The organism is Sporosarcina sp. FSL K6-1522 (assembly GCF_038622445.1).
GTDB lineage: Bacteria > Bacillota > Bacilli > Bacillales_A > Planococcaceae > Sporosarcina.
On sequence record NZ_CP152019.1, the window covers coordinates 1851473 to 1877132 of the forward strand.

Sequence of the window (25660 nt, forward strand, 5' to 3'; positions counted from 1 at the left end):
GTTTGTACTGAAAGCGAAGCGTCAGCTACAGAAAATTTCCACTTCGATAGGTGGCGAGATGAATGCAGTTTTGCTTTTCTGTTTAGTGGGTGTTCAAATGCCCGCTGAACGATAGAGGAACGCAGGCTAAGGACGTCGCGTCCTGTGGCAATGCCTGCATGACCTGCATCGTGCAGGCCCAAGCCTCCGGCGGATGTAGCAGATTTTTTAGGGGAGCTAAGAAGGCAGTCTAAGTACGCGACGTCCTGAAGGGAAGTGCCTTAATTTCTGCAAAAACAAAGAAATACGGCAAGTCGAACCCTTTGTAGTTCGATTCGCAACGACTGCATGACCAACATCCTTTTGGCCCCAAGCTCGAGAAAATCTGGACGTAATTACGCCGAGGCATAATTGATGATCTCGGAAGCTTTCAATGGGGCGACTGAGTATCCTTGGTAACGTTTGTACGTTGCCATGTATGGACGCCATCGTCCTCGTCAAAAGAAATCAGCACATCTTGCACGCCTTTTTGTTGAAGGATGAGACTCAGTAAGCGATCTCGTACATCATCGACGTAGGCAACTGTTAATGAAGGATCGACTTCTGCAACCACTTCGACATGGAGAAATTCGCCCTCTTTCAAGACTTCAATACGCTGCAGGTCCTTGACATCGGGATCTTCAGTTACAAGGTGAGCGATATGATTGCGCATCTCTTCATCTGATTCGCCGATTGCGCCACGTGCGTTTTCGAGGAATACTTTACCGACTACATAAAACATCATAAGCCCGATTAGGATGGAGGCAATACCTTCTGCAACGAGTAATCCGAGAAAGTGTGCGAGTAGGACTGCTACGAATGCAAGCACTCCACCCATTGTTGCAACTAAGTCTTCCATAAAGACGAGTTTGGTTGCAGGTTTCGACCGGTTGAGATGTTTGAAACTTAAAGTGATTGGCGCTAGCCCGCCTTTTTGGATACCTGCATCATGAAGAATGTCTTTCCCTGCTTTATAGAGAACAGCAAACTCAAGAATGATAGCAATTCCGAGAACGGAAAGATTAAGAACCAATCCGCTTGATTCAACAGGATTTAAGATGTGATGCCAGCCACCGATAACGGCTTCATAGGACATGATTGCCACAACAATAACTGCACCGAGACAAACGAGGTTGACAACACGGCCAAATCCGTTCGGGAATTTAGCAGTAGGTGCTTTTTTTGATAAGGCGGACCCGATGAAAACAAAAAATTGATTAGCTGCATCACCAAGTGAGTGCAACATTTCTGCGAACATGGCGACGTTGCCTGTGACGAAGAATGCGATGGCTTTCAAAATGGCGATAATTGTATTGACGACTGCTGCGAGTAAGGCGGGGCGATTACCTTCTTTTAAAAGTTTTAGAATGTCCGTCATAAGGTTCCTCCATTAAGGGAATATTTCTAATTCAACTGATTCAACAAAGGGAAGTGTTGTTAATTCGATGTATAACTTCGATGTGGACTTCTTAGGAAGTGCTGATAGTCGAATTTCAAGTTCGTGATGCAATTGTTTGTTGTCTGTAAGGATTTGCCTAATTCTCAAGTTTTCAATCATCATGCCCTCATTCTTTAAATAAATAAGTAGATCCTCGATTTTCGATTTATCTGACAAGACAAAAATGAAAGCAGCTTCTTTTGTACGAAGTCGTTTGGGACCGAATTTCGCAAGTGCAGGTGCAAGTACTTCGATTACGAACATTACGCTAAGAACGGCAAAAGCAGCTTCAATATAAAAGCCTGCCCCGACAGCGATCCCAATACTCGCTGCGCCCCAAATCATTGCGGCGGTTGTTAACCCGGTAATATTGTCATTATCCCTTCTTAAGATTGCACCGGCTCCGAGAAAACCGATTCCGCTAACAATTTGTGCGGCGAGACGGAGAGGGTCCATTGTGACGTTGATGTCTGTACGGGCTGGCACAAGATAAGCAGCCTCAATGGAGATGATTGTCAATAAGCAACTAAACGTTGCAATCACTGCACTTGTTTTCAATCCAATGGGTTTCTTCTTTATTTCCCTCTCTAAACCGATAACTAAACTTAATGTGAGGGCGAGAATAATTTTTATCAAAACTTCAGGGTACATCGCTTCACTCAATATCCAATTCATCATATCCCCTCCTTGATCAAGATAAACCCAGTAATGTTCTTTCAAAATAACCATGCTATACTTACTTAATGTCTATTACTTGAAATGGTAATACGATAACATGATTAACGTAAAGAAAGAGAAGTGTTTGAAATGGAAAGACCAGCAATTCATCCGTATGTGCCAATTATTATTGGTGTACTATCTGTAGCCTCATCCGCAATTTTTGTGAAACTTACAACAGCAGATGCTGGAGTGATCGCGTTTTATCGGATGTTTTTCTCGGTACTTCTAATGTTACCTGTTTTTCTTGTGAAGTATAGGATGGAAATATTGTTTCTCAGCAAAAAAGATTGGATCTTCTCGGCGATTGCGGGTGTGTTTTTAGCATTCCACTTTATCTTCTGGTTCGAATCATTGAACTACACCTCAGTTGCGAGTTCAACTGTGCTCGTTACATTACAACCGATATTTGCTTTTGTGGGAACGTACTTCTTCTTTAAAGAGAGACTTTCTTTCAAAACAATATTATCTGCGGTTATTGCGATCTCGGGAAGTGTCATTATTAGCTGGGGGGATTTTAAGTTAAGTGGTACTGCTTTATATGGAGATATGTTGGCGCTTATTGGATGCGCACTGATTACAGCTTATCTTCTATTTGGGCAAGATGTACGAAAACGTCTTTCTCTTATTACTTATACGTTTGTCGTTTACTCGATAAGCACGATTACGCTATTTTTTTATGTCTTCATTAAAGGAGAATCATTTGGACCTTATCCTGAAGCGGATTGGTTTTGGTTTGTGGTGCTAGCGCTAATCCCGAATTTGTTGGGGCATACTCTTTTTAACTGGGCACTTAAGTGGGTAAGCACAAACACGATTTCAATTGCTATTCTATTTGAACCGATTGGAGCGGCAATCTTGGCGTATTATGTCTTTCAAGAGAAGCTCGTCGCATCTCAGATTATTGGCGGAATCGTTGTCATATCGGGAATCCTGCTGTTCGTAATCGATGGTATGAAAATAAAAAAGTACTTTTCTTCAAAAAAGGCTTGATTTCTTAGAACGCTCTATTGTATATTAGTACATGTCCTCAGGGAACAGAAACAACAACGAAAAAGAAATTCGGAAAGTTGTTGACTTCTTCTTGAGGAAGTGCTAGTATAGAAAACGTCGCACTTCCGATGTGAAGAAAGCAACGAAAAAGAAATTGAAATTAGTTGTTGACTCATTCAAAAGGAAATGCTAAGATAGAAAACGTTGCGCTTCCGATATGAATAAAACGACGAAAAGAAATTGAAAATAGTTGTTGACATGAAGGACGTAACTTGATATGATATAAAGGTTGCTTCTGAGATAAGCAGCAACGACATGAACCTTGAAAACTGAACAGCAAAACGTCAATGAAATAAAGCAAAGGTGCTTCGGCACTGGAGCCAAACGTTTCCCAAAAGGAAACACAAACGAATCTTCGGATTCAAATTTGACATCTTAATTGATGCCAGCAAGAAATGAGCAATCATTTTCTTCTATTATGGAGAGTTTGATCCTGGCTCAGGACGAACGCTGGCGGCGTGCCTAATACATGCAAGTCGAGCGGACGGAAGGGAGCTTGCTCCCTGAAGTTAGCGGCGGACGGGTGAGTAACACGTGGGCAACCTGCCCTGCAGATGGGGATAACTCCGGGAAACCGGGGCTAATACCGAATAATCAGTTTGTCCGCATGGACAAACTCTGAAAGACGGTTTCGGCTGTCACTGCAGGATGGGCCCGCGGCGCATTAGCTAGTTGGTGGGGTAATGGCCTACCAAGGCGACGATGCGTAGCCGACCTGAGAGGGTGATCGGCCACACTGGGACTGAGACACGGCCCAGACTCCTACGGGAGGCAGCAGTAGGGAATCTTCCACAATGGACGAAAGTCTGATGGAGCAACGCCGCGTGAGTGAAGAAGGTTTTCGGATCGTAAAGCTCTGTTGTAAGGGAAGAACACGTACGAGAGTAACTGCTCGTACCTTGACGGTACCTTATTAGAAAGCCACGGCTAACTACGTGCCAGCAGCCGCGGTAATACGTAGGTGGCAAGCGTTGTCCGGAATTATTGGGCGTAAAGCGCGCGCAGGCGGTCCTTTAAGTCTGATGTGAAAGCCCACGGCTCAACCGTGGAGGGTCATTGGAAACTGGGGGACTTGAGTACAGAAGAGGAAAGCGGAATTCCACGTGTAGCGGTGAAATGCGTAGAGATGTGGAGGAACACCAGTGGCGAAGGCGGCTTTCTGGTCTGTAACTGACGCTGAGGCGCGAAAGCGTGGGGAGCAAACAGGATTAGATACCCTGGTAGTCCACGCCGTAAACGATGAGTGCTAAGTGTTAGGGGGTTTCCGCCCCTTAGTGCTGCAGCTAACGCATTAAGCACTCCGCCTGGGGAGTACGGCCGCAAGGCTGAAACTCAAAGGAATTGACGGGGACCCGCACAAGCGGTGGAGCATGTGGTTTAATTCGAAGCAACGCGAAGAACCTTACCAGGTCTTGACATCCCGCTGCCCGGTGTAGAGATATGCCTTTCCCTTCGGGGACAGCGGTGACAGGTGGTGCATGGTTGTCGTCAGCTCGTGTCGTGAGATGTTGGGTTAAGTCCCGCAACGAGCGCAACCCTTGATCTTAGTTGCCAGCATTCAGTTGGGCACTCTAAGGTGACTGCCGGTGACAAACCGGAGGAAGGTGGGGATGACGTCAAATCATCATGCCCCTTATGACCTGGGCTACACACGTGCTACAATGGATGATACAGAGGGTTGCCAACCCGCGAGGGGGAGCTAATCCCATAAAATCATTCCCAGTTCGGATTGGAGGCTGCAACTCGCCTCCATGAAGCCGGAATCGCTAGTAATCGTGGATCAGCATGCCACGGTGAATACGTTCCCGGGTCTTGTACACACCGCCCGTCACACCACGAGAGTTTGTAACACCCGAAGTCGGTGGGGTAACCCTTACGGGAGCCAGCCGCCGAAGGTGGGACAGATGATTGGGGTGAAGTCGTAACAAGGTAGCCGTATCGGAAGGTGCGGCTGGATCACCTCCTTTCTAAGGATTATTTCGGAAATAGACCTCTGGTCTATCCATTGACGTTTTGCGTTCAGTTTTGAAGGTTCATCTTTCTTTATAGATGATCTTTTTCAAAACTTGTTCATTGAAAACTGGATAAAACGACATTGAAAGTAACAAATCAAGAATCAACCGAGTCGATTACAATTGTAATTTACTTATGCAATACCTTTTTAAGAGCCCCTGTTTACATCGCTGTAAATAAGACTCACCAAATGGCTGTTGAAGCCGAAAGGTTAAGTTAGAAAGGGCGCACGGCGGATGCCTTGGCACTAGGAGCCTAAGAAGGACGGCACTAACACCGATATGCTCCGGGGAGCTGTAAGTAAGCTTTGATCCGGAGATTTCCGAATGGGGAAACCCACTGCCCATAATGGGGTAGTACGTTTACGTGAATACATAGCGTAAACGAGGCAGACCCGGAGAACTGAAACATCTAAGTATCCGGAGGAAGAGAAAGAAACATCGATTCCCTGAGTAGCGGCGAGCGAAACGGGAAGAGCCCAAACCAGGAAGCTTGCTTCCTGGGGTTGTAGGACACTCTACACGGAGTTACAAAGGAATGGATTAGGCGAAGCGACCTGGAAAGGTCCGCCGTAGCGGGTAAAAGCCCCGTAGTCGAAAGTCCATTCTCTCCAGAGTGTATCCTGAGTACGGCGGAACACGTGAAATTCCGTCGGAATCCGGGAGGACCATCTCCCAAGGCTAAATACTCCCTAGTGACCGATAGTGAACCAGTACCGTGAGGGAAAGGTGAAAAGCACCCCGGAAGGGGAGTGAAATAGATCCTGAAACCGTGTGCCTACAAGTTGTCAGAGCCCGTTAATGGGTGATGGCGTGCCTTTTGTAGAATGAACCGGCGAGTTACGATTCCATGCAAGGTTAAGCAGTGAATGCGGAGCCGCAGCGAAAGCGAGTCTGAATAGGGCGAATGAGTATGGGGTCGTAGACCCGAAACCAGGTGATCTACCCATGTCCAGGGTGAAGGTAAGGTAACACTTACTGGAGGCCCGAACCCACGTATGTTGAAAAATGCGGGGATGAGGTGTGGGTAGCGGTGAAATTCCAATCGAACCTGGAGATAGCTGGTTCTCTCCGAAATAGCTTTAGGGCTAGCCTCAAACGTTAAGAATCTCGGAGGTAGAGCACTGTTTGGACTAGGGGCCCATCCCGGGTTACCGAATTCAGACAAACTCCGAATGCCGATGATTTATGTTTGGGAGTCAGACTGCGGGTGATAAGATCCGTAGTCGAGAGGGAAACAGCCCAGACCACCAGTTAAGGTCCCCAAGTATTCGTTAAGTGGAAAAGGATGTGGCGTTGCCCAGACAACCAGGATGTTGGCTCAGAAGCAGCCATCATTTAAAGAGTGCGTAATAGCTCACTGGTCGAGTGGCGCTGCGCCGAAAATGTACCGGGGCTAAACGAATCACCGAAACTGTGGATTGACACCTTAGGTGTCAGTGGTAGGAGAGCGTTCCAAGGGCGTTGAAGCTAGACCGTAAGGACTGGTGGAGCGCTTGGAAGTGAGAATGCCGGTATGAGTAGCGAAAGAAGGGTGAGAATCCCTTCCACCGAATGCCCAAGGTTTCCTGAGGAAGGCTCGTCCGCTCAGGGTTAGTCGGGACCTAAGTCGAGGCCGAAAGGCGTAGACGATGGATAACAGGTTGATATTCCTGTACCACCTCCCCGCCGTTTGAGTAATGGGGGGACGCAGTAGGATAGGGTGAGCGCGCTGTTGGTTATGCGCGTCTAAGCAGTGAGGTGTGGAACGAGGCAAATCCCGTTCCTATAACATTGAGCTGTGATGGCGAGGAGAATTGTCTCCGGAGTCCCTGATTTCACACTGCCAAGAAAAGCCTCTAACGAGGCGGGAGGTGCCCGTACCGCAAACCGACACAGGTAGGCGAGGAGAGAATCCTAAGGTGATCGAGAGAACTCTCGTTAAGGAACTCGGCAAAATGACCCCGTAACTTCGGGAGAAGGGGTGCTCTGGTAGGGTGTTAAAGCCCGAGAGAGCCGCAGTGAATAGGCCCAGGCGACTGTTTAGCAAAAACACAGGTCTCTGCAAAACCGCAAGGTGAAGTATAGGGGCTGACGCCTGCCCGGTGCTGGAAGGTTAAGAGGAGAGGTCAGCGCAAGCGAAGCTTTGAATTGAAGCCCCAGTAAACGGCGGCCGTAACTATAACGGTCCTAAGGTAGCGAAATTCCTTGTCGGGTAAGTTCCGACCCGCACGAAAGGCGTAACGATCTGGGCACTGTCTCAACGAGAGACTCGGTGAAATTATAATACCTGTGAAGATGCAGGTTACCCGCGACAGGACGGAAAGACCCCGTGGAGCTTTACTGTAACCTGATATTGAATTCCGATGCATCCTGTACAGGATAGGTAGGAGCCTTAGAGCCCGGAGCGCCAGCTTCGGAGGAGGCGTTGGTGGGATACTACCCTGGATGTATTGGACTTCTAACCCATGCCCCTTATCGGGGCAGGAGACAGTGTCAGGCGGACAGTTTGACTGGGGCGGTCGCCTCCTAAAGAGTAACGGAGGCGCCCAAAGGTTCCCTCAGAATGGTTGGACATCATTCGTAGAGTGCAAAGGCATAAGGGAGCTTGACTGCGAGACCTACAAGTCGAGCAGGGTCGAAAGACGGGCTTAGTGATCCGGTGGTTCCGCATGGAAGGGCCATCGCTCAACGGATAAAAGCTACCCCGGGGATAACAGGCTTATCTCCCCCAAGAGTCCACATCGACGGGGAGGTTTGGCACCTCGATGTCGGCTCATCGCATCCTGGGGCTGTAGTCGGTCCCAAGGGTTGGGCTGTTCGCCCATTAAAGCGGTACGCGAGCTGGGTTCAGAACGTCGTGAGACAGTTCGGTCCCTATCCGTCGCGGGCGCAGGAAATTTGAGAGGAGCTGTCCTTAGTACGAGAGGACCGGGATGGACACACCGCTGGTGTACCAGTTGTCTTGCCAAAGGCATCGCTGGGTAGCTATGTGTGGACGGGATAAATGCTGAAAGCATCTAAGCATGAAGCCCCCCTCGAGATGAGATTTCCCATTACGCAAGTAAGTAAGATCCCTCAAAGAAGATGAGGTTGATAGGTCTGGGGTGGAAGCACGGCGACGTGTGGAGCTGACGGATACTAATCGATCGAGGACTTAACCTTATTTAAAAAGCGCATGGTTGGCTCGATTTGTACAACACAATGTTGGTTTTATTCAGTTTTGAACGAATAAGAATCGTTCTTTTTTTAAAAAAAGTACTTGCAAAACTTGTCGATAGATGATACAATAAGTAATGTCTTTGAGAAAAGGTTGCATAAGTCTGGTGGCGATAGCGAAGAGGTCACACCCGTTCCCATACCGAACACGGAAGTTAAGCTCTTCAGCGCCGATGGTAGTTGGGGGTTCCCCCCTGCAAGAGTAGGACGCCGCCGGGCCTGTACATATCATTACATACAGATTTAAATAGTATTACACTTATACCCAGGAGGATTAGCTCAGCTGGGAGAGCACCTGCCTTACAAGCAGGGGGTCGGCGGTTCGAGCCCGTCATCCTCCACCATAATTCTTGAAATGATTTATTTGCCGGTGTAGCTCAATTGGTAGAGCAACTGACTTGTAATCAGTAGGTTGAGGGTTCAAGTCCTTTCGCCGGCACCATTATTAGAGCCATTAGCTCAGTTGGTAGAGCATCTGACTTTTAATCAGAGGGTCACAGGTTCGAATCCTGTATGGCTCACCATTTCTATGACTTGCCAGTCGTAGGGTAAGGTAGGGATTTGATTCCTACTAAATATTGCGGGTGTGGTGGAACTGGCAGACACGCTAGACTTAGGATCTAGTGCCTTCGGGCGTGGGGGTTCGACTCCCTTCACCCGCACTCTTATGCGGAAGTAGTTCAGTGGTAGAATACGACCTTGCCAAGGTCGGGGTCGCGGGTTCGAATCCCGTCTTCCGCTCCATTTCTTAGCCGGGGTGGCGGAACTGGCAGACGCACAGGACTTAAAATCCTGCGGTAGGTGACTACCGTACCGGTTCGATTCCGGTTCTCGGCACCAAATAGATTTTTATGCGCCCGTAGCTCAATTGGATAGAGCGTCTGACTACGGATCAGAAGGTTATGGGTTCGACTCCTGTCGGGCGCGCCAATAAATTCACATTAAATATTCAAATCGGGAAGTAGCTCAGCTTGGTAGAGCACTTGGTTTGGGACCAAGGGGTCGCAGGTTCGAATCCTGTCTTCCCGACCACTTCATGGGGCCTTAGCTCAGCTGGGAGAGCGCCTGCCTTGCACGCAGGAGGTCAGCGGTTCGATCCCGCTAGGCTCCACCATAAACTCAACTCATATAAAGATCCTGGCGGCGTAGCTCAGCTGGCTAGAGCGTACGGTTCATACCCGTAAGGTCGGGGGTTCGATCCCCTCTGCCGCCATCTTTAAGGACCTTTAGCTCAGTTGGTTAGAGCAGACGGCTCATAACCGTCCGGTCGCAGGTTCGAGTCCTGCAAGGTCCACCAGTATTATATATTTTTCACGGAGGTATACCCAAGTTCGGCTGAAGGGAACGGTCTTGAAAACCGTCAGGCGGGTTAAACCGCGCGGGGGTTCGAATCCCTCTACCTCCTCCATTTTTATCGAATGGTGAACTGTAACCGGAAATGATGTATGAAGTAACAAAATAGTTATTGTCGCGGGGTGGAGCAGTGGTAGCTCGTCGGGCTCATAACCCGAAGGTCGCAGGTTCAAATCCTGTCCCCGCAACCAAATGGTCCCGTGGTGTAGCGGTTAACATGCCTGCCTGTCACGCAGGAGATCGCCGGTTCGATCCCGGTCGGGACCGCCATTTTTACTAGAAATACATATGTGGCTCAGTAGCTCAGTCGGTAGAGCAAAGGACTGAAAATCCTTGTGTCGGCGGTTCGATTCCGTCCTGAGCCACCATATCAATGCGGGTGTAGTTTAGTGGTAAAACCTCAGCCTTCCAAGCTGATGATGAGGGTTCGATTCCCTTCACCCGCTCCAATGAAGGGCCTATAGCTCAGCTGGTTAGAGCGCACGCCTGATAAGCGTGAGGTCGGTGGTTCGAGTCCACTTAGGCCCACCATTCCGCAGTAGCTCAGTGGTAGAGCAATCGGCTGTTAACCGATCGGTCGTAGGTTCGAGTCCTACCTGCGGAGCCATATATATGGGGAAGTACTCAAGTGGCTCAAGAGGTGCCCCTGCTAAGGGCATAGATCGCGTAAGCGGTGCGAGGGTTCGAATCCCTCCTTCTCCGCCATATATATTTGGCCCCTTGGTCAAGCGGTTAAGACACCGCCCTTTCACGGCGGTAACACGGGTTCGAATCCCGTAGGGGTCATACAAAACAAAAAACTACGTTACTAGTTCGATTTGAACTAGTAACGTAGTTTTTTGTTTTGATGAAAGAAAGTGAGTTTATGGCTTAGCCGATCGAATTATAATTGTCGGTTTCAAAATTAGCAGCAAGCATTGTCTTTCATAAAGATAAGCCATCTCCGAACGTATGAGTTCGGAGATGGCTTATTCTGTTATTCAATAGGACCAATCCTGTTTTGTTTAGACATCTTAAGGTTTCATTCTCCGTCTCGCAATTCATTTTCATATTGCTCGGATGCATTGGATCTAATGAATCCGCGTGTTATCCCGCTAATGTCTGTACTTATAAAATCCTCAATGGCTTCTGCTGCGCTGTCTTCGATTGAACTGTCGTATAAGTCGTCATAGCTATTATGGTCGCCTATGAAGTCGGAGGGCGTTTCTGATGTGCCGGATTTTGCGATTTCTTGGAAGCTGTCTTCGCCATCGCGGGATGTTCCTACTCTTCTGTCAGCAAATGAATTAGGCTTGGCCATAATCAGGATGTCTTCTTCAACAGGACGGTCCTGAGGCACTTGCTGTTCTGTAGCATGTTCGATACAAAGAGTGGTGTATGGGACGGCTTCAAGTCGCTCGAAAGGAATGTCTTTTCGACAAACTTCACATATCCCGTATAAACCGTTTTCCATCGCTTGTATGGCGTTTTCGACTTTTTCCAACTCAGAGTCCGCATGTACGTGTAGAGCCATGTCTTTTTCGCGTTCAAACAGTTCTGTGCCCATATCGCCGGGATGATTGTCGTACATGGAGAGTTCTCCAGCAGCTTCTTGTGCACTTTGCTTACTATCGGTTTCCTCTACAGTCGTTGTTAATTGTTCTTGCATTTCAACTAATTCTTTTTTTAGCACAGCTTGTTGTTTTTCATTTAGCACGTTTGGTCACGTCCTTTTTGGTAATACCAACAGTATGCTCATTTTTAGTAAGCTTCATTAAAATAAAAGAAAGAAAAATTCTGAACCGCTAAATGACTATGGTGGTTCAGGCTTTTTTTAGGTGAAGGAGTTAAAATGGGCGGGGAGGAGTCAGAGTTTATATTCGACTAGATTATCTAGGGGTAATAAAAAAAGCACTTCCCTATGTTTTAAGAAACAATGGGAAGTACTTTGTCATTTAAAATAAATAACTAATTAATAATCCGACAGATAGCAAGAATCCAAAAAACGTATTGGTCAGGGCGGTTGATTTCATCGCTATCCGTAAATATTGCGGTTCGGTATCTCCTTTTAGGAATCCTTGAATCGCTAAAATGGGCTTTTTTATGCTTAAGAATACAACTAATGCCCAAGGACTCATATGACCTGTCACAACAAGGAATACAATCCATAAATAAGAAACCGCAAATGCAATTGCTAATACGATGATTCCTTTTTTATGACCAAGAAGAATTGCTAAGGTTTTTCGTCCACCTTTAATATCTTCCTCTATATCACGAATGTTATTAGACATGTTGATGGCTCCAACTAGAATCCCGATCGGAATCGAAATTAGCAGGCTTTGCACAGTGATTGTATCTGTTTGAATAAAGAAAGCAATTAATACAAAGCCTGTTCCCATTAATAATCCAGAGAATAACTCTCCGAAAGGAGTATACGCAATTGGTAAGGGACCACCTGTATAGAAGTAGCCAACGGCCATCCCGAATAAGCCAATTACGACTAACCACCAACTACTATTCATACAAATATACACGCCAATAAAGGCAGCTAAAATATACAATAAAAACGCTACTGTTAACACGTTCTTGGGTTTTAGACCATGCCGTACAATACCGCCACCGATACCAATAGAGTCCTCCGTATCCAATCCGCGTTTAAAATCATAGTATTCATTAAATAGATTGGTCGCGATTTGTAAAGCTAGACATGCTAACATCATGGCGATAAATAACAGCCAATCAATCTTTGATTCGTACAATGCTATCACTGTACCTAAAATGACTGGAGCAAATGTTGCTGTTAGTGTGTGGGGGCGTGTCATTTGCCACATCAATTTTGCAGGGCTTAGTTCTTGTTTATGTTCCATAAAGTTATTCAATTCCCTTACATTTATTCTAATTTAACATAAAGAGTGTCAATTCTTTTAAGCTTCCTGTCTCGACCTGAACGATTTTTATTACCTAGTTCATAAAATCGAAAGTAGATTTTAATTCTTCATGACTGTATCTACCACAAAGTTTAGCCGATGATTTTAGCTTCGTATCATTTTACTCCCACCTCATTATATCATGAAAGCTTAGTTATGCATGCTCTTGTCTTGATAATCAAGGTGAGCAGATAAGACACTAGTATATGTGGATGTGTAAGTTGCCACCAAATGCGCCGGCCTGTATCCGCTTTTCTTGTTTGTTACAAAATCCTTTTTAATTGGACGTATTCATTGTACTGCAAAATCATGAAAGTGGATATGCTACCTGCTTATTATGTGCTGAAATGTCGAAAATTCGGTATGATAGTAGTAAGGTAAGAGCACTAATGTAGTTGAATGAATGTACGGAGGGAACAACATGAATCGGAAGTTGACCGCTACTCGTGGACCCCGGTTGAATATCGAGGACAATAAGGTACGCTTTTTTACGGAAACAATTGATGCAGGACGAATTTCACCGCTAGCGTTTTTTGAAGCGGGGGATTCCAGTTATTCGCACGAACGCTTCTATTGGCAGAATGCAGATAAAACGCTGACACTTGTTGGGTTAGGACACGCTACTGTGTTGGCGAGTGATCGTGTGGAAAAGCGTTTTGAGGATATATCGAATGCTTGGCAGACATTATGTGCTGCACTTATTAAAGAAGAAAAAGATTTGGATCCTGTCCTATTTGGCGGCTTTTCATTTGATCCAAATCATGTGAAAGAGTCGGAGTGGGCTGCATTTCCCTCTGCTCATTTTGTTGTGCCGTCAATCCAGCTAATCATTAAAAATGGCAAAACATCAATTTCGATTAATCTGGTGACGGAAAGCGAATATGCGGTGGAGGAATTTGACAGATTACGGGATGAGCGTGATCGCCTTATTCATATTGCACAGGTGGAAGAATTCAATGTATTGTCGAAACCAGAAGTCGTTTCAGTCGTGGAAATCGAGAAGGAGCGCTACCTGAAAGCTGTTGGTGACGTAACGGAAAAAATTAACAATGGTGAAGCGGAAAAAGTAGTCATTGCACGTTCCGTAAAACTTCAGTTTGCAGATGAAGTACCAGCTGTCACAGCGCTTCATCATATTTCAAATGAACAGCAGGAAAGTTACCACTTTGGCTTACAAAAAGAGGGGCAATTGTTTTTCGGAGCAACGCCGGAACGTCTCATTGAAATATCAAATGGACGAGCGTACTCAGCATGTGTTGCAGGATCGATTCGCCGTGGAAAGTCTGCCGCGGAAGATCGTGAGCTTGGTGATGAGCTATTAGAAGATCGAAAGAATCGAGAAGAGCATCAATATGTCGTGAATATGATTTCGCAAGTATTCGAAGCATATTGTACAGATGTCTCGATTCCAAAAGTACCGAAGTTGATGAAAATCCGTGATATCCAGCATTTATTTACACCTGTTGAAGGGGAAGTCGAGCAAGGAACGGATATTTTTAGCTTGGTACAGGCCCTTCATCCGACACCAGCGCTTGGTGGGGTGCCGACAAATGTGTCGATGGACATTATTCGTTCCGAGGAAAATATGGATCGAGGTTATTACGCTGCGCCAATCGGTTGGACGGACACAGCGGGTAACGGTGAATTTGCAGTTGCCATTCGCTCTGCGCTTCTTGATGGCGAATGTGCCTATTTGTATGCGGGTGGCGGAATTGTGGCGGATTCAGTACCTGAAGAAGAGTATGATGAAACATGGGTGAAATTTAGACCGGTCATGCGGGCACTTGGAGGCAAACTACATGGATAACTGCGAAGTGTTAACGGATTATGTCCGGCGAATGACAGGCGCATTGATGACAGCAGGTGTGAAAGCAGTCGTCATTAGCCCTGGCTCTCGCTCGACGCCACTTGCATATGCATTTGCGTCTACAGATGAGCTAGATGTCTATATGCAAGTCGATGAACGTTCAGCAGGCTATTTTGCGCTAGGTTTGGCCAAAGCGTCTGGTGAACCTGTTGTTCTGCTTTGTACATCGGGAACAGCAGCTTCGAACTATCACCCGGCCGTTACGGAAGCCTTTTATGCACGTGTTCCGCTCATTGTGATTACGGCAGATCGTCCACATGAGTTACGCGAAGTAGGTGCACCACAGGCAATTGATCAGATTCGAATGTATGGTGAGCATGTGAAATATAGTGTTGACATGCCCTTACCTGAAAAAAATTCGGATATTGAGGACTTTGTTGATCGACATATTAGCCGGGCATTGGCGGTTGCAACGACAGCACCCCATGGTCCAATTCATTTGAATGTGCCGTTTAGAGAACCGTTGCTCATTGATTTTGAACAAATAGCACCGCAATCGACGTTTAGCAGACGTTTAGCAGGTGCTCCCATGCTGGATGCATCTATCGTGCAGCAGATTAAAGATATTTTGGTTGCATCGGATACCGGGCTTATTATTGCCGGGGAAATGCCGGTTGGTGTGGATAAAGAAGCATTTTGGACATTTGCGCATGCTTTGCAATGGCCAGTCGTCTGTGATCCTTTATCGAATCTGCGTGCAGAAGTGCCAGAGCAATGTGTTGCGCTTTGCATCGACCACTACGATGCACTATTGAAAAGTGCTACGTTTTGTGAAAAGGTCATTCCAGATACGGTCATCCGTTTCGGCGCACAACCTGTGTCAAAACCGTTAGCGCTGTATTTGAAAAAAGTACGACCTGCTACGGTTATCGTAGTAGATGAATCGCCTGAATTCCGAGATTCGCTTGGTGTGGTGACACATCATGTTCAGACACCTGCGGCTGCATTGTTCTCCATAATTGTGGAAAAGTCAATATCTGCTTTTACAGAGACGTGGGCAACCGCGAATGATAGGGCATCTGAGATGATGGACACATATAAGGGTGTTCCTGGCGATGAAGGGATTTTCGCTAAAACGCTATTTGACTATCTCCCTTCAGGAAGTGATCTGGTAAGTGGGAGTAGCATGCCGATTCGCGATGTCGATACGTTTTTCAGGAAGACAGCGAAGGATGTAACGCTATTTGCGAATCGGGGAACGAATGGCATCGACGGTGTTGTATCGACAGTATTTGGTGTGCAGGCAGCAAGAAAGCGACCGACCTGGCTGTATATTGGCGATCTGTCGTTTTTACATGATGTCAATGGATTGATTGTCACGCGTTTTCACGAGTTCGATGTGACGATTGTGATTATGAACAACGACGGCGGTGGGATATTCTCTTATTTACCGCAAGCGAAGGTGACCAATCATTACGAAGAACTATTTGGTACACCAACGGGCTTGACGTTTGAGCATATTGCCGCCATGTATGATGCGCAATATGCAGCGGTTCACACACCAGAAGCGTTCACAACGGAGCTGGCACGGGCGAAAGACAAGCCTGTACGTATAATTGAAGTGTTTACGAATCGACAAGTGAGTGTGGAAGCACATCGTGCGTTGTGGGCACAAATTACGGAAAGACTTGATCAGGATGAATGACATGATTGTTCATGTGCGTGGCTTAGATATCCATGTAGTGATGAATGGCGAAGACCATTTACCGACAATTGTTTTGCTACATGGCTTTACGGGCAGCACAACGACTTGGCAGGAAACGATGAATTTGCTGGCAGGAAAATGCCGGACGGTTGCGATTGATTTGACGGGGCATGGAAAAACGACGGCCCCTGAAGATTACATACGTTATGCGATGGCAGAGCAAGTAGTGGATTTGGAGGAGCTGTTTGAGAGGCTTGCGTTGGATTCGTTTATGCTCGTTGGCTATTCAATGGGAGGTCGTGTAGCCCTTGCCTATACGACTCGTTATCCGGCAAGAGTATCCTCTTTGATATTGGAGAGTTCCTCCCCTGGTTTACGGACGGAAGAGGCAAGGGCAAGTCGACGTGAGGCGGATAGCCGATTAGCGGATCGAATGGTAGAGGAAGGTTTACCGGCATTTATCGACTTTTGGGAATCAATCCCCTTATTTGCCACGCAGAAAACGTTGTCACTTGAGCGGAGACAGGCAGTTAGAAAAGAGCGGTTGAGCCAGCGTGTAAACGGTCTGGCAAACAGCTTGCGTGGCATCGGAACAGGGAGCCAACCATCTTATTGGAAAGCGCTTGAAACGGTGCAAGTACCTGTTCTGCTTATCACAGGAGAGCTTGACACGAAATTTGTAACTATTGCCCGGGAAATGATAAATGAATTCCAAAATGTTCGTCATGAAACGATTGAACATGCGGGTCATGCAATTCATGTGGAAAAACCGCTTACATTTGTTACAATGATAGAGAAGCATATTTTAAAGAGTGAAAACTAAGGAGGGGTTGTATGACACGTCAATGGGAAACAATACGTACATACGAAGATATCAAATACGAAAAGTATAACGGTATTGCTAAAATAACAATCAACCGTCCGGAAGTGCGTAATGCATTCCGTCCAAAAACGGTAATGGAGCTCATCGATGCATTTTCACGCGCGCGTGATGACGCAAGCATAGGTGTTATCGTACTGACAGGTGAAGGCGAGAAGGCATTCTGTTCAGGCGGAGATCAATCTGTACGTGGTCACGGTGGTTATGTTGGAGATGACGAAATTCCACGTTTGAACGTGCTGGACTTGCAACGTCTAATTCGTGTGATTCCGAAACCAGTCGTTGCGATGGTAGCAGGTTTTGCGATTGGTGGCGGACACGTATTACATGTTGTCTGTGACTTGACGATTGCTGCGGACAACGCACGATTCGGACAAACAGGACCAAAAGTCGGTTCATTCGATGCTGGTTACGGTTCTGGTTATTTGGCGCGTATTATCGGTCACAAAAAAGCACGTGAAATTTGGTTCCTATGCCGTCAGTATGACGCACAAGAAGCGCTTGATATGGGTCTTGTGAACACGGTCGTTCCTTATGAGCAACTAGAGGATGAAACGGTTCAATGGTGTGAAGAAATGCTGGCAATGAGTCCGACTGCATTACGTTTTGTAAAAGCGGCAATGAACGCCGATACAGACGGCCTTGCAGGATTGCAACAAATGGCTGGCGATGCAACACTTCTATATTACACAACGGACGAAGCGAAAGAAGGCCGCGATGCGTTTAAAGAAAAACGTCAACCGGACTTCGGTCAATTCCCACGTTTCCCTTAATAAACTGGATGATAAACAAAGAAAGCTGCCTATTATAGGGCAGCTTTTTGTCTAGCTCTGCATGTCATTAATTCTGAATGGACGGTGAAAAAATGATTCCAAATTGGTTGATACAACGGGCATATTTGACGCCTGATAAAACAGCGTTATCTTTTGGAGAAGACAAGTGGACATTTGCCGAATTAAAAGAACGAGCGATGATACTGGCGAAGAAATTGACAGCAAATGATCTGGCTGATGGACAACGTGTTGCATTGCTTGGTCCATCCAATACGGACATGGTATTCATGATCCATGCGTGTATGCTCGCAGGACTTGAAATCGTTATGTTGAATAGCCGATTGACAGCGAAAGAATTGGCATGGCAATTGGAAGATTCGGGGGCATCTGCAGTCATTGTTGCGGATGAAATGAGTGATGTTGTAGCTGACTCGGCGGTTCGTCCCCTTCTTTATTCCACGATTGAGCAGAGCGCAGAGCGGCCGACTGAGGTTCAAAATATGTGGGCAGCTGAGCGTACGATTACGATTATGTATACATCGGGGACAACGGGCTTTCCGAAAGGGGTTCGCCAAACGGCAGGCAACCATGTTTCGAGTGCGCTATCATCTGTTCTCAATTTAGGATTAGAAGATAATGATGTTTGGCTTTGCGCGATGCCGTTATTCCATATAAGCGGTTTCTCAATTCTCGTGCGGTCTGTGCTGTACGGAATGGAAGTCCGATTGTATGAAAAGTTCGATGCCGTACAGGCAGCAACGGAAATTCGGGAGGGGACGGTGACGAGAATGTCTGTAGTATCCCTAACGTTGGATAAAATCTTGCGGGAACTTGAAAAAGAAGATCGGTATGCGCATGCTTCCTTTCAAACGATGTTAGCAGGTGGGGGATCAGTGCCTGTTGATTATTTGGAAAGAGCAACTGAGTGCAAGATTCCTGTGCTTCAAACGTATGGCATGACGGAAACGAGTTCACAGACGGCTACTCTTGCAGCGAGTGATGCGATGCGTAAGATGGGGTCAGCAGGGAAACCGCTGTTTTTTAATCAAATCAAGATAAGGGATACGGAGAATGTTGGTGAAAAAGGCGAGGTATTGATACGTGGTCCACATGTGACGCCAGGGTATGTAGGACGATTCGCAGATATCAATCCATTAGAAGATGGCTGGTTGCCGACGGGGGATATTGGATATTTCGATGAAGAGGGGTATTTGTACATTGTCGATCGTCGTTCAGATTTGATTATTTCGGGCGGGGAGAATATTTATCCAGCAGAAATTGAAAATGTGCTTGTAGCGCATCCGGCAGTTAGTGAAGCTGGCGTCTGTGGGCGGGAACATCCTGAATGGGGCAGTGTGCCGACTGCGTTTGTTGTAGTGACGGAGTCTGTAACGGCAGAGGAGCTGTTAGCGTTTTGCGAGGAACGATTAGCGCGTTATAAAGTGCCGAAGGAGTTCCACTTCGTTGATAAATTACCACGCAATGCATCAAATAAGTTGTTGCGGCGGGAATTGAGGGCATGGGTGGAGTAAGTATCTAATTTTGCTAGGCCTATAAATTAACTTTCAAATAGTATATAAATGTTAAAGTAGTCCTAATTTTTATCAGGACTACTTTTTGTGATACTTTAAACAGTTATTTTTATTCAGTAAGCTTTTCGTGTGCCTCTACTGCTTTGGTATAAAGTTTCATTTGGGCGGGATATGTAATTGATATCAAAGTTATTACTATAGAAGCTATACCTAAAGTATTCCCGAATGAAACCACATTATTTCTCATTGCCCAGTCTAACAACTGGGAGAAATACTCCATGCTACTAATATTTTTGTCGAAATTTAATAAATAAATCATCACATAAAAAACAATGCTAAAGTAAATTAATAAATGCAGAATTGAAATAAGAAAGTATGCAATTTGAGTATCTACTGTCATAGAGTCTGAAAGTTGTCTTAAAGGTATCCATTTCTTATTTCCCGTACTCGGAAGTTGATTAGGAAATACGATTTTTAAAGTCATATAAAATAAGTAGTTTACGATATAGAATAGGAATCCAACTATAAAAAAAATATAAAGGATAGCTAGTGAAGCTAATATATATGAAGAAAAGTTAATGGGGTCGAGCAATTTATTAAGATTAGATAATTCAATTAAAAATATCATCGGAAATAATCCTTGTATTAAGATAGCCCCTCGATATAACCAAGAAAATCCATAAACCTTTTTTATTTCACTATCACTCTTACTTCGATCTCTTATACTTAAACATCCAGAAATAAATAAGCAAATAAAAATCAGATAAAAATATATCGGATACTTTACATAGAGTATCAATGGGAAAATAGCGGTCAAAAAAAGAATGATAAATTCCCAGGAATTTAACCGCCCAAATAGAGAAAGCCTAAAAGCATTATTTAAGCATAATTTTTTATACTTAAATAAAGTGCATATCGCTAATATTATCTTTTTCATAAAATAATTCGATTTTCACCTCAATTAAAATAGTAGATTACTCAACGGGATACGAAACTTAAATCTTCTTCCACTTAGCACTTCGTCCTAATCCATCGACAGCAATGCTATTTTCAGCCTTTAGCTCATTTAATACGCGATTAATGGTAGCTTCACTAACGTCTGGGCAGGCTTGTCGAATATCGGCTTTTGTGAAGAAGCCTATTTTATGCTCGATAAACCCACGAACACGAGCTGCCTTGTTACCTTTTTGGGTTTCAATGATACCGACACGTTCCTCGAGTTCTTTGTAAGCTGCAATTAATGTCCCCAATAAGTAGTTAACCCAAGGAAGAATATTATTTTGATTGTCGTGCCAACCTTGGGACGATTGGCGAAGTGTTTCATAATAGCTCTCTTTTGAATCCTCAATAATTTTTTCTAAACTAATATAGCGCCCTACTTCAAATCCGAATTGGTAGAGGAGTAACAATGTTAGCAAACGCGCCATGCGACCATTACCATCATTAAATGGGTGTATCGATAAAAAGTCCAAAATAAAGACACTCATTAAAACAAGTGGCTCGATATCCTCTTTACCCATACGCTCTCTTAGTTCTAGACAAAGGTTTTGCATTGCTCCAGGTGTTTCAAATGCTGAAACTGGCTCAAAACGAATACGCTTTGTACCATCTGGGTACGTTTCGCTAATAACATTATCGACATTTTTCCAATGCCCACCTTCAATGGGGATATAACTGTACAGCTCTTTATGTAGCTGTAAAATAACATTCGCATTTACTGGAATGGCTTCATAAGAGGAATGAACCAATTGTAAAACATCCCGATATCCTGCAATTTCTCCTTCTGAGCGGTCAAATGGATCTGTCGTACTTTCCATAATGCTCTTTAAACGGCTATCGGTAATAATAATCCCTTCGATGGCATTAGACGCTTTTGTCGATTGAATGACAGCTACATTTTTTAACGTCTCTAAAATTTGTGGGGCCTGTTGTTTATATAGTTCTTGTTTTCCTTTATACTCATTAATTTTTGCGATTAAATGAACCGTTTCCATAGGCATCATCAATGTTTTTAAAGTTTCATAATTATATATGCGCATATAATTGCTCCTTATTTTGAAATATGATTCGTTGCAATAATATGTTCATTTTAGAATTAAACATACTCACTTGCAAATGAAATGAGTATGTTTAGCTAAAAAAAGTCCTTTTAATCATGATAAAAAATCCTTAAACATAGTCATTTTTAAATGAAATGACTATGTTTAAGGACGAGGTATATAGATAAATATTATTCACTGAGTGCTTTTTTCAATGTTTCAATATTGTATTCCATCAAGGAAAAATAATCTTCCTTATTTTTCACATCATCCGCCGATAACACACCAAGATTGTGGAGCATCAATGATTCCGCACCGATTTCTTTTCGCACAACTTCTGTTAATTTTGAGGAGACGTTTTGTTCAAAAAGAACATAGCGTATATGTTGCTCTTTTGCTACTTGGACAATCTTCGCTAGTTGTTTTTGAGAAGGCTCACTTTGAGAATTCAAACCAGCAATTGCGACCTGTTCAAGGCCATATGGTTCAGCAAGATAGCCAAATGCTGCGTGTGAAACAAAGAATGTTTTGGACGGAGCATTAGACGCCATTTCTTTAAATTGCTCATCAAGTGCTAGTAAATCGGTTTGTAGCTCTTCAAAGTTTTGCTGAAATTCATTTTTCATGTCTGGCTTTGCTTCGATAAGTGCATCTTTGATGGAAGTAGCTAGTTCTACACTAAGTGTTGGAGACATCCATACATGCGGATCAGCTGGACCGTGAGCGTGTTCATGTTCGTCATGGCCTTCTTCTTCATCATGACCTGCTTCTAGCATTTCTTCGGAAATACCTTCTGCCGTTGCAATCATTTTCACATGTTCGCCATTCATCGTCTTCTCGGCTTTTTCCACAAAACCTTCAAGACCAAGACCGATATAGAAAAATACATCGGAATCTGCGAGCGCCATCATATCTTTTTGGGTAGGTTCAAATGAATGCTCATCTGCACCGGGCGGATAAATGGAGTGAACATCGACAGCATCGCCACCAATCCGTTCTGTAAAGTATTGAAGTGGGTAGACAGTTGTATAGATGGAAAGTTGTCCATCTTGTTCTTTTTCAGTCGTTTTTTCATTGTTGCCGCAAGCAGCAAGTAGCATAAGGGCAAGTACTGATAGGATGAAAGCTAATTTTTTATTCATAAAGTGAAATCCTCCGTATTTATTGGTAATAGTAATGATTACGATTTGTGTATTTGCTTTTTTATCATACAAGAGAGTAGCACATTTAGCAACCCATATTAAAAAGATTATTTTGGAAAGAAAAAACGATTCAGCATAAATGCGGAATCGTCATCTACTTTTTTTATCAATTTTCTCAGGAACCGGATCAAATCCACCCTCATGAAACGGATGACATTTTGAAATACGGCGTACCGCAAGCCACGATCCTTTGAGTGCACCATGTTTTTCAATAGCTTCGAGTCCATAGTGTGAGCAAGTTGGATAGAAGCGACATGATGGCGGGGTTAACGGCGAAATAGCTTTTTGATAAAATCTAATCAATAACATCAATATCTTTTTCATACAGGACTCCTATTAATGTAGATATTTACTATTGTAACATGATTCTTTCGAATGCTCGCTTGCTAGGATTTTCCGTTATTTGGCGGGACGATGAGAATTAAGCTGGAATTGTTCACTAGTGTGTTTAATGAAATCACAGTAGGGTAAATTAGCAGTAGAACCTAATTGAAGGAGTGTTTAAATGTATGTCAACTGCATTACTATCTGAATTGAACACACAAGTATCCTCTTGGTCAGTGATGTATGCGAAATTGCATAATTATCACTGGTATGTCAAAGGACATCAATTTTTCACGCTACATGCGAAATTTGAAGAGTTATATAATGAAGCGACACAGCATATGGATGAAATCGCTGAACGGATTTTAACGCTTGGCGGCAATCCAGTAGCAACGCTAAAAGAACATCTGGAACAGTCTGTTGTGAAAGAAGCGACAGGGAACGAGCAAGCTGAAGAGATGGTAAAGGTCATTGCGAATGATTACGGTGAAATAATGCTGTCGTTAAAAAAAGGCATGACATTGGCCGCGGAAGCAGGCGATGATATGACAGAAGATCTATTGAATGCAACGTATCAAAGTATCGAGAAACACCAATGGATGCTTCGTGCATTCCTCGGTGGAGATAATAAATAATCGATTACCCTTGAAAAACGACCTGATTTACCGATACTAAGGTAGTGAAAGGAGTGATGGGAAATGGATATGAGTTCAATCATGGCAAGTCAATTACGCAGTCTACAGTCAACTGTTCAGATGAGCGTGTTGAACAAAGCCCTTACGATGAACACAAATGCAGCAACAGAAATGTTAGAGGTCTTACCTGACCAGCCTGCAGCAGCCCATCCTACTAAAGGAGCTTCAATTGACGTAAAAGCGTAAATGGGTAAAAGACATGCATCTCCCGTAAATGGGGGTGCATGTTTTTTCTTTGTATGGGCCATGCTAAAAAGAAAAAAGGATGGTTTTGCATGGAGAAATATAAAATGTATGTATCGGTCGTCAATCAGCAAGTGTATCATCAACCGCATGATTCACCGTGGGAATATGAAGTGGAAGTGCCAAACGAATATGTGCCTGTTTTCCATCGTTTATTCCACCAGATGGATCGTTTGGAATTTCGAAATTTTCTAAGGGCTCATTTGCCGTATGTGCCCTATCATTACGATAAGAATAATCATGATATTGATGTGCGAGCGGCGAAAGTATATGCGCTGATTCATGAGTTTACAGATGAGCCGTCAAAGCGATTTATTGAGAAGCTACCGTATTTTCGATAAACTAATCGAAAGGACGTGATGGCGGTGCATGTATTCAATGATATAAATGGTGGACGTGTGGAGCTGACATTTGGAGAAAATCGACTCGGAATGTTGGCTCGGCATGTGCTCGTTGTACTAAAACATAATGGTAAATGGCTGTTGACGCGCCATTCGACACGAGGCGTTGAATTTCCAGGTGGGAAAGCAGAGGAAGGGGAATCAATCGAAGAGGCAGCTATTCGAGAAACGATTGAGGAAACAGGTGTAACGATTTCAAATCTTGTTCAGGTCGCAGAATATGTTGTGCAAAGTAATCGTACGTTTTGCAAGGCTGTATTTACGGGGCAGGTTGTCGAGATTGACGAGCAGCCACTGCTACATGAAACGGAAGGTGCGCTGTGGCTAACGAGCGAGGAACTCGATCATTGTGAGGCGTTGAGTTTTCATATGATCGAAACGGGGATGGACATTATTCGAAAGAGGGTTGAGGAACATGAAGGCTGATGGCATGATTGTACATCGTCGACCGTATCCGTCGCCAAACCCTTCTGTCATGTTAGAGGAAATTACATATTGGTCAGATGGCCTGAAAGTGAAAGGATTAATGGCGGAGCCGCTTTCGGAAGGAAACTATGAAGGGATTCTCTATTTGCGGGGCGGCATGCAACATATTGGTATGGTGCGACCAGCACGCATTGCTCAATTTGCCGCGCAAGGATTTGTCGTCTTCGCGCCGTATTACCGAGGGAATCGAGGCGGCGAGGGACGTGATGAATTTGCGGGTGCGGATCGACAAGATGCAGTCAATGCGGTGGATGTGTTAAAGCAGCATCCAAAAACCAATCCGGAAAGAATTCACTTATTCGCATTTTCCCGTGGCGGTATTATGGCACTATGGACAGCGATTTTGCGGGAAGACATTACGTCTGTTGTGACATGGGCGGGTGTGTCTGATGTTGTATTTACATATAAAGAACGAAAAGATATGCGTCGAATGATGAGGCGAGTCATTGGTGGGACGCCAAACAATATGCCAGATGCTTATCGTGAGCGAACAGCATTGTTCCGAGTAAAGGATATTGATGCGCCTATACTTATTATTCATGGGATGCTGGACATGAATGTGTCGTTTGAACAGGCGAAGTTGTTGGAACATGCACTCCAAGAACAGCGGAAGGTCTATGAAACATGGTATTTTCCGGAGTATACGCATTTCATTCCCCCGGTGATGAATGCGCAACTCGTACGGGATTTGTGTAGGTGGATGAGGGAACAGGCATAAAATATTGATGAGAAATGCTTTACATCTTCATTTTCACTGAACGATTTCAGGTCTGCTTTCGGTACACGATTCACGACAGCTTTAAGGGAGGAATCAAATAAGATTCCTCCTGTTCGGGGGGCCAGTATGTCTAGGAATGACGCAGCCATTCCTAGACATA

General features: G+C 44.7%; 19 protein-coding genes, 20 tRNA genes and 3 rRNA genes. 34 read left to right on the plus strand and 8 right to left on the minus strand.

The genetic code is table 11. From position 1 onward, the window contains the following. Positions 1–409: 409 nt before the first annotated feature. Complete coding sequence (locus MKY34_RS08995; RefSeq protein ID WP_342514845.1) at positions 410–1396, minus strand: cation diffusion facilitator family transporter; 987 nt, start codon at positions 1394–1396, stop codon at positions 410–412. A 12-nt stretch (positions 1397–1408) separates the two neighbouring features. Next, complete coding sequence (locus MKY34_RS09000; RefSeq protein WP_342514846.1) at positions 1409–2131, minus strand: MgtC/SapB family protein; 723 nt, start codon at positions 2129–2131, stop codon at positions 1409–1411. 132 nt (positions 2132–2263) lie between these two features. On the opposite strand from MKY34_RS09000, the gene MKY34_RS09005 reads away from it, so the two are divergent. From MKY34_RS09005 to MKY34_RS09120, 24 genes are all read left to right on the plus strand, one after another. Beyond that, the gene (locus MKY34_RS09005) at positions 2264–3166 is read left to right on the plus strand and encodes a DMT family transporter (RefSeq protein WP_342514847.1); all 903 of its coding nucleotides are present in this window, start codon (positions 2264–2266) and stop codon (positions 3164–3166) included. 475 nt (positions 3167–3641) lie between these two features. After that, a 16S ribosomal RNA gene (locus MKY34_RS09010) occupies positions 3642–5193 on the plus strand. 255 nt (positions 5194–5448) lie between these two features. Next, a 23S ribosomal RNA gene (locus MKY34_RS09015) occupies positions 5449–8382 on the plus strand. 157 nt (positions 8383–8539) lie between these two features. Continuing rightward, positions 8540–8655, plus strand: a 5S ribosomal RNA gene (gene rrf, locus MKY34_RS09020). Together the 16S, 23S and 5S rRNA genes with 20 tRNA genes alongside form the textbook arrangement of a ribosomal RNA operon. A gap of 49 nt (positions 8656–8704) precedes the next feature. Next, a tRNA-Val gene (locus MKY34_RS09025) sits at positions 8705–8780 on the plus strand. Positions 8781–8802: 22 nt separating this feature from the next. Further along, positions 8803–8878 (plus strand) — tRNA-Thr (locus MKY34_RS09030). Positions 8879–8884: 6 nt separating this feature from the next. Next, positions 8885–8960 (plus strand) — tRNA-Lys (locus MKY34_RS09035). Between the two features lie 56 nt (positions 8961–9016). Beyond that, positions 9017–9098, plus strand: a tRNA-Leu gene (locus MKY34_RS09040). Positions 9099–9105: 7 nt separating this feature from the next. Beyond that, positions 9106–9180: transfer RNA gene (locus MKY34_RS09045), tRNA-Gly, on the plus strand. 7 nt (positions 9181–9187) lie between these two features. Continuing rightward, a tRNA-Leu gene (locus MKY34_RS09050) sits at positions 9188–9276 on the plus strand. A gap of 13 nt (positions 9277–9289) precedes the next feature. After that, positions 9290–9366: transfer RNA gene (locus MKY34_RS09055), tRNA-Arg, on the plus strand. A gap of 25 nt (positions 9367–9391) precedes the next feature. Further along, positions 9392–9468 (plus strand) — tRNA-Pro (locus MKY34_RS09060). Between the two features lie 6 nt (positions 9469–9474). After that, a tRNA-Ala gene (locus MKY34_RS09065) sits at positions 9475–9550 on the plus strand. Between the two features lie 25 nt (positions 9551–9575). Next, a tRNA-Met gene (locus tag MKY34_RS09070) sits at positions 9576–9649 on the plus strand. A 7-nt stretch (positions 9650–9656) separates the two neighbouring features. Further along, positions 9657–9733, plus strand: a tRNA-Ile gene (locus tag MKY34_RS09075). An 18-nt stretch (positions 9734–9751) separates the two neighbouring features. Then, positions 9752–9844 (plus strand) — tRNA-Ser (locus MKY34_RS09080). A gap of 61 nt (positions 9845–9905) precedes the next feature. Further along, positions 9906–9980 (plus strand) — tRNA-Met (locus MKY34_RS09085). Positions 9981–9983: 3 nt separating this feature from the next. Then, positions 9984–10059, plus strand: a tRNA-Asp gene (locus tag MKY34_RS09090). Between the two features lie 22 nt (positions 10060–10081). After that, positions 10082–10157, plus strand: a tRNA-Phe gene (locus tag MKY34_RS09095). A 7-nt stretch (positions 10158–10164) separates the two neighbouring features. Next, positions 10165–10238, plus strand: a tRNA-Gly gene (locus tag MKY34_RS09100). Positions 10239–10243: 5 nt separating this feature from the next. Next, positions 10244–10320: transfer RNA gene (locus MKY34_RS09105), tRNA-Ile, on the plus strand. A 1-nt stretch (position 10321) separates the two neighbouring features. Next, positions 10322–10396: transfer RNA gene (locus MKY34_RS09110), tRNA-Asn, on the plus strand. 7 nt (positions 10397–10403) lie between these two features. Next, a tRNA-Ser gene (locus MKY34_RS09115) sits at positions 10404–10494 on the plus strand. A gap of 9 nt (positions 10495–10503) precedes the next feature. Beyond that, positions 10504–10575, plus strand: a tRNA-Glu gene (locus MKY34_RS09120). A gap of 235 nt (positions 10576–10810) precedes the next feature. On the opposite strand, the gene MKY34_RS09125 is transcribed toward MKY34_RS09120, so the two are convergent. Further along, entirely contained in the window at positions 10811–11485 is a 675-nt protein-coding gene (locus tag MKY34_RS09125; protein WP_342514848.1) for a TraR/DksA C4-type zinc finger protein, read from the minus strand. Between the two features lie 238 nt (positions 11486–11723). Next, positions 11724–12635, minus strand: a complete 912-nt coding sequence (locus MKY34_RS09130) for a 1,4-dihydroxy-2-naphthoate polyprenyltransferase (RefSeq protein WP_342514849.1) — start codon at positions 12633–12635, stop codon at positions 11724–11726. Positions 12636–13116: 481 nt separating this feature from the next. On the opposite strand from MKY34_RS09130, the gene MKY34_RS09135 reads away from it, so the two are divergent. The 5 genes from MKY34_RS09135 to MKY34_RS09155 all read left to right on the plus strand — a co-directional run bounded on the left by MKY34_RS09135 (position 13117) and on the right by MKY34_RS09155 (position 19392). Next, a complete protein-coding gene (locus MKY34_RS09135) occupies positions 13117–14502 on the plus strand; it encodes an isochorismate synthase (protein ID WP_342514850.1) in 1386 nt (461 codons plus the stop codon). Then, a complete protein-coding gene (menD, locus tag MKY34_RS09140; RefSeq protein ID WP_342514851.1) occupies positions 14495–16207 on the plus strand; it encodes a 2-succinyl-5-enolpyruvyl-6-hydroxy-3-cyclohexene-1-carboxylic-acid synthase in 1713 nt (570 codons plus the stop codon). Before MKY34_RS09135 ends, menD begins: the two co-directional genes overlap by 8 nt. Position 16208: 1 nt before the next feature. Continuing rightward, positions 16209–17030 carry a 2-succinyl-6-hydroxy-2,4-cyclohexadiene-1-carboxylate synthase gene (menH, locus tag MKY34_RS09145; RefSeq protein WP_342514852.1) on the plus strand — a complete coding sequence of 274 codons (822 nt, stop codon included), beginning with the start codon at positions 16209–16211 and terminating at the stop codon, positions 17028–17030. Between the two features lie 11 nt (positions 17031–17041). Beyond that, positions 17042–17860, plus strand: coding sequence for a 1,4-dihydroxy-2-naphthoyl-CoA synthase (menB, locus tag MKY34_RS09150; protein WP_342514853.1), 819 nt, complete (start codon positions 17042–17044; stop codon positions 17858–17860). A 92-nt stretch (positions 17861–17952) separates the two neighbouring features. Next, the gene (locus MKY34_RS09155) at positions 17953–19392 is read left to right on the plus strand and encodes an o-succinylbenzoate--CoA ligase (protein ID WP_342514854.1); all 1440 of its coding nucleotides are present in this window, start codon (positions 17953–17955) and stop codon (positions 19390–19392) included. Between the two features lie 109 nt (positions 19393–19501). Here the strand turns inward: MKY34_RS09155 and MKY34_RS09160 are convergent, their stop codons facing one another. From MKY34_RS09160 to yidD, 4 genes are all read right to left on the minus strand, one after another. Then, positions 19502–20020 (minus strand): hypothetical protein, encoded by a 519-nt coding sequence (locus MKY34_RS09160; protein WP_342514855.1) that lies wholly within the window; start codon positions 20018–20020, stop codon positions 19502–19504. A 367-nt stretch (positions 20021–20387) separates the two neighbouring features. After that, positions 20388–21431, minus strand: coding sequence for a Fic family protein (locus MKY34_RS09165; protein ID WP_342514856.1), 1044 nt, complete (start codon positions 21429–21431; stop codon positions 20388–20390). A 191-nt stretch (positions 21432–21622) separates the two neighbouring features. Then, a complete protein-coding gene (locus MKY34_RS09170) occupies positions 21623–22573 on the minus strand; it encodes a zinc ABC transporter substrate-binding protein (RefSeq protein WP_342514857.1) in 951 nt (316 codons plus the stop codon). A gap of 150 nt (positions 22574–22723) precedes the next feature. Next, entirely contained in the window at positions 22724–22957 is a 234-nt protein-coding gene (gene yidD / locus MKY34_RS09175; protein WP_342514858.1) for a membrane protein insertion efficiency factor YidD, read from the minus strand. Positions 22958–23142: 185 nt separating this feature from the next. Between yidD and MKY34_RS09180 the strand changes: the two genes are divergently transcribed. The 5 genes from MKY34_RS09180 to MKY34_RS09200 all read left to right on the plus strand — a co-directional run bounded on the left by MKY34_RS09180 (position 23143) and on the right by MKY34_RS09200 (position 25500). Further along, entirely contained in the window at positions 23143–23592 is a 450-nt protein-coding gene (locus MKY34_RS09180; protein WP_342514859.1) for a Dps family protein, read from the plus strand. A gap of 63 nt (positions 23593–23655) precedes the next feature. Then, positions 23656–23838, plus strand: a complete 183-nt coding sequence (locus MKY34_RS09185) for a putative motility protein (RefSeq protein WP_342514860.1) — start codon at positions 23656–23658, stop codon at positions 23836–23838. 89 nt (positions 23839–23927) lie between these two features. Beyond that, positions 23928–24236, plus strand: a complete 309-nt coding sequence (locus tag MKY34_RS09190; RefSeq protein ID WP_342514861.1) for a transposase — start codon at positions 23928–23930, stop codon at positions 24234–24236. Between the two features lie 24 nt (positions 24237–24260). Continuing rightward, entirely contained in the window at positions 24261–24722 is a 462-nt protein-coding gene (locus MKY34_RS09195) for an NUDIX domain-containing protein (RefSeq protein WP_342514862.1), read from the plus strand. Next, a complete protein-coding gene (locus tag MKY34_RS09200; RefSeq protein WP_342514863.1) occupies positions 24712–25500 on the plus strand; it encodes a prolyl oligopeptidase family serine peptidase in 789 nt (262 codons plus the stop codon). The genes MKY34_RS09195 and MKY34_RS09200 overlap by 11 nt, the downstream gene beginning before the upstream one ends. The last annotated feature ends 160 nt before the right edge of the window (positions 25501–25660 follow it).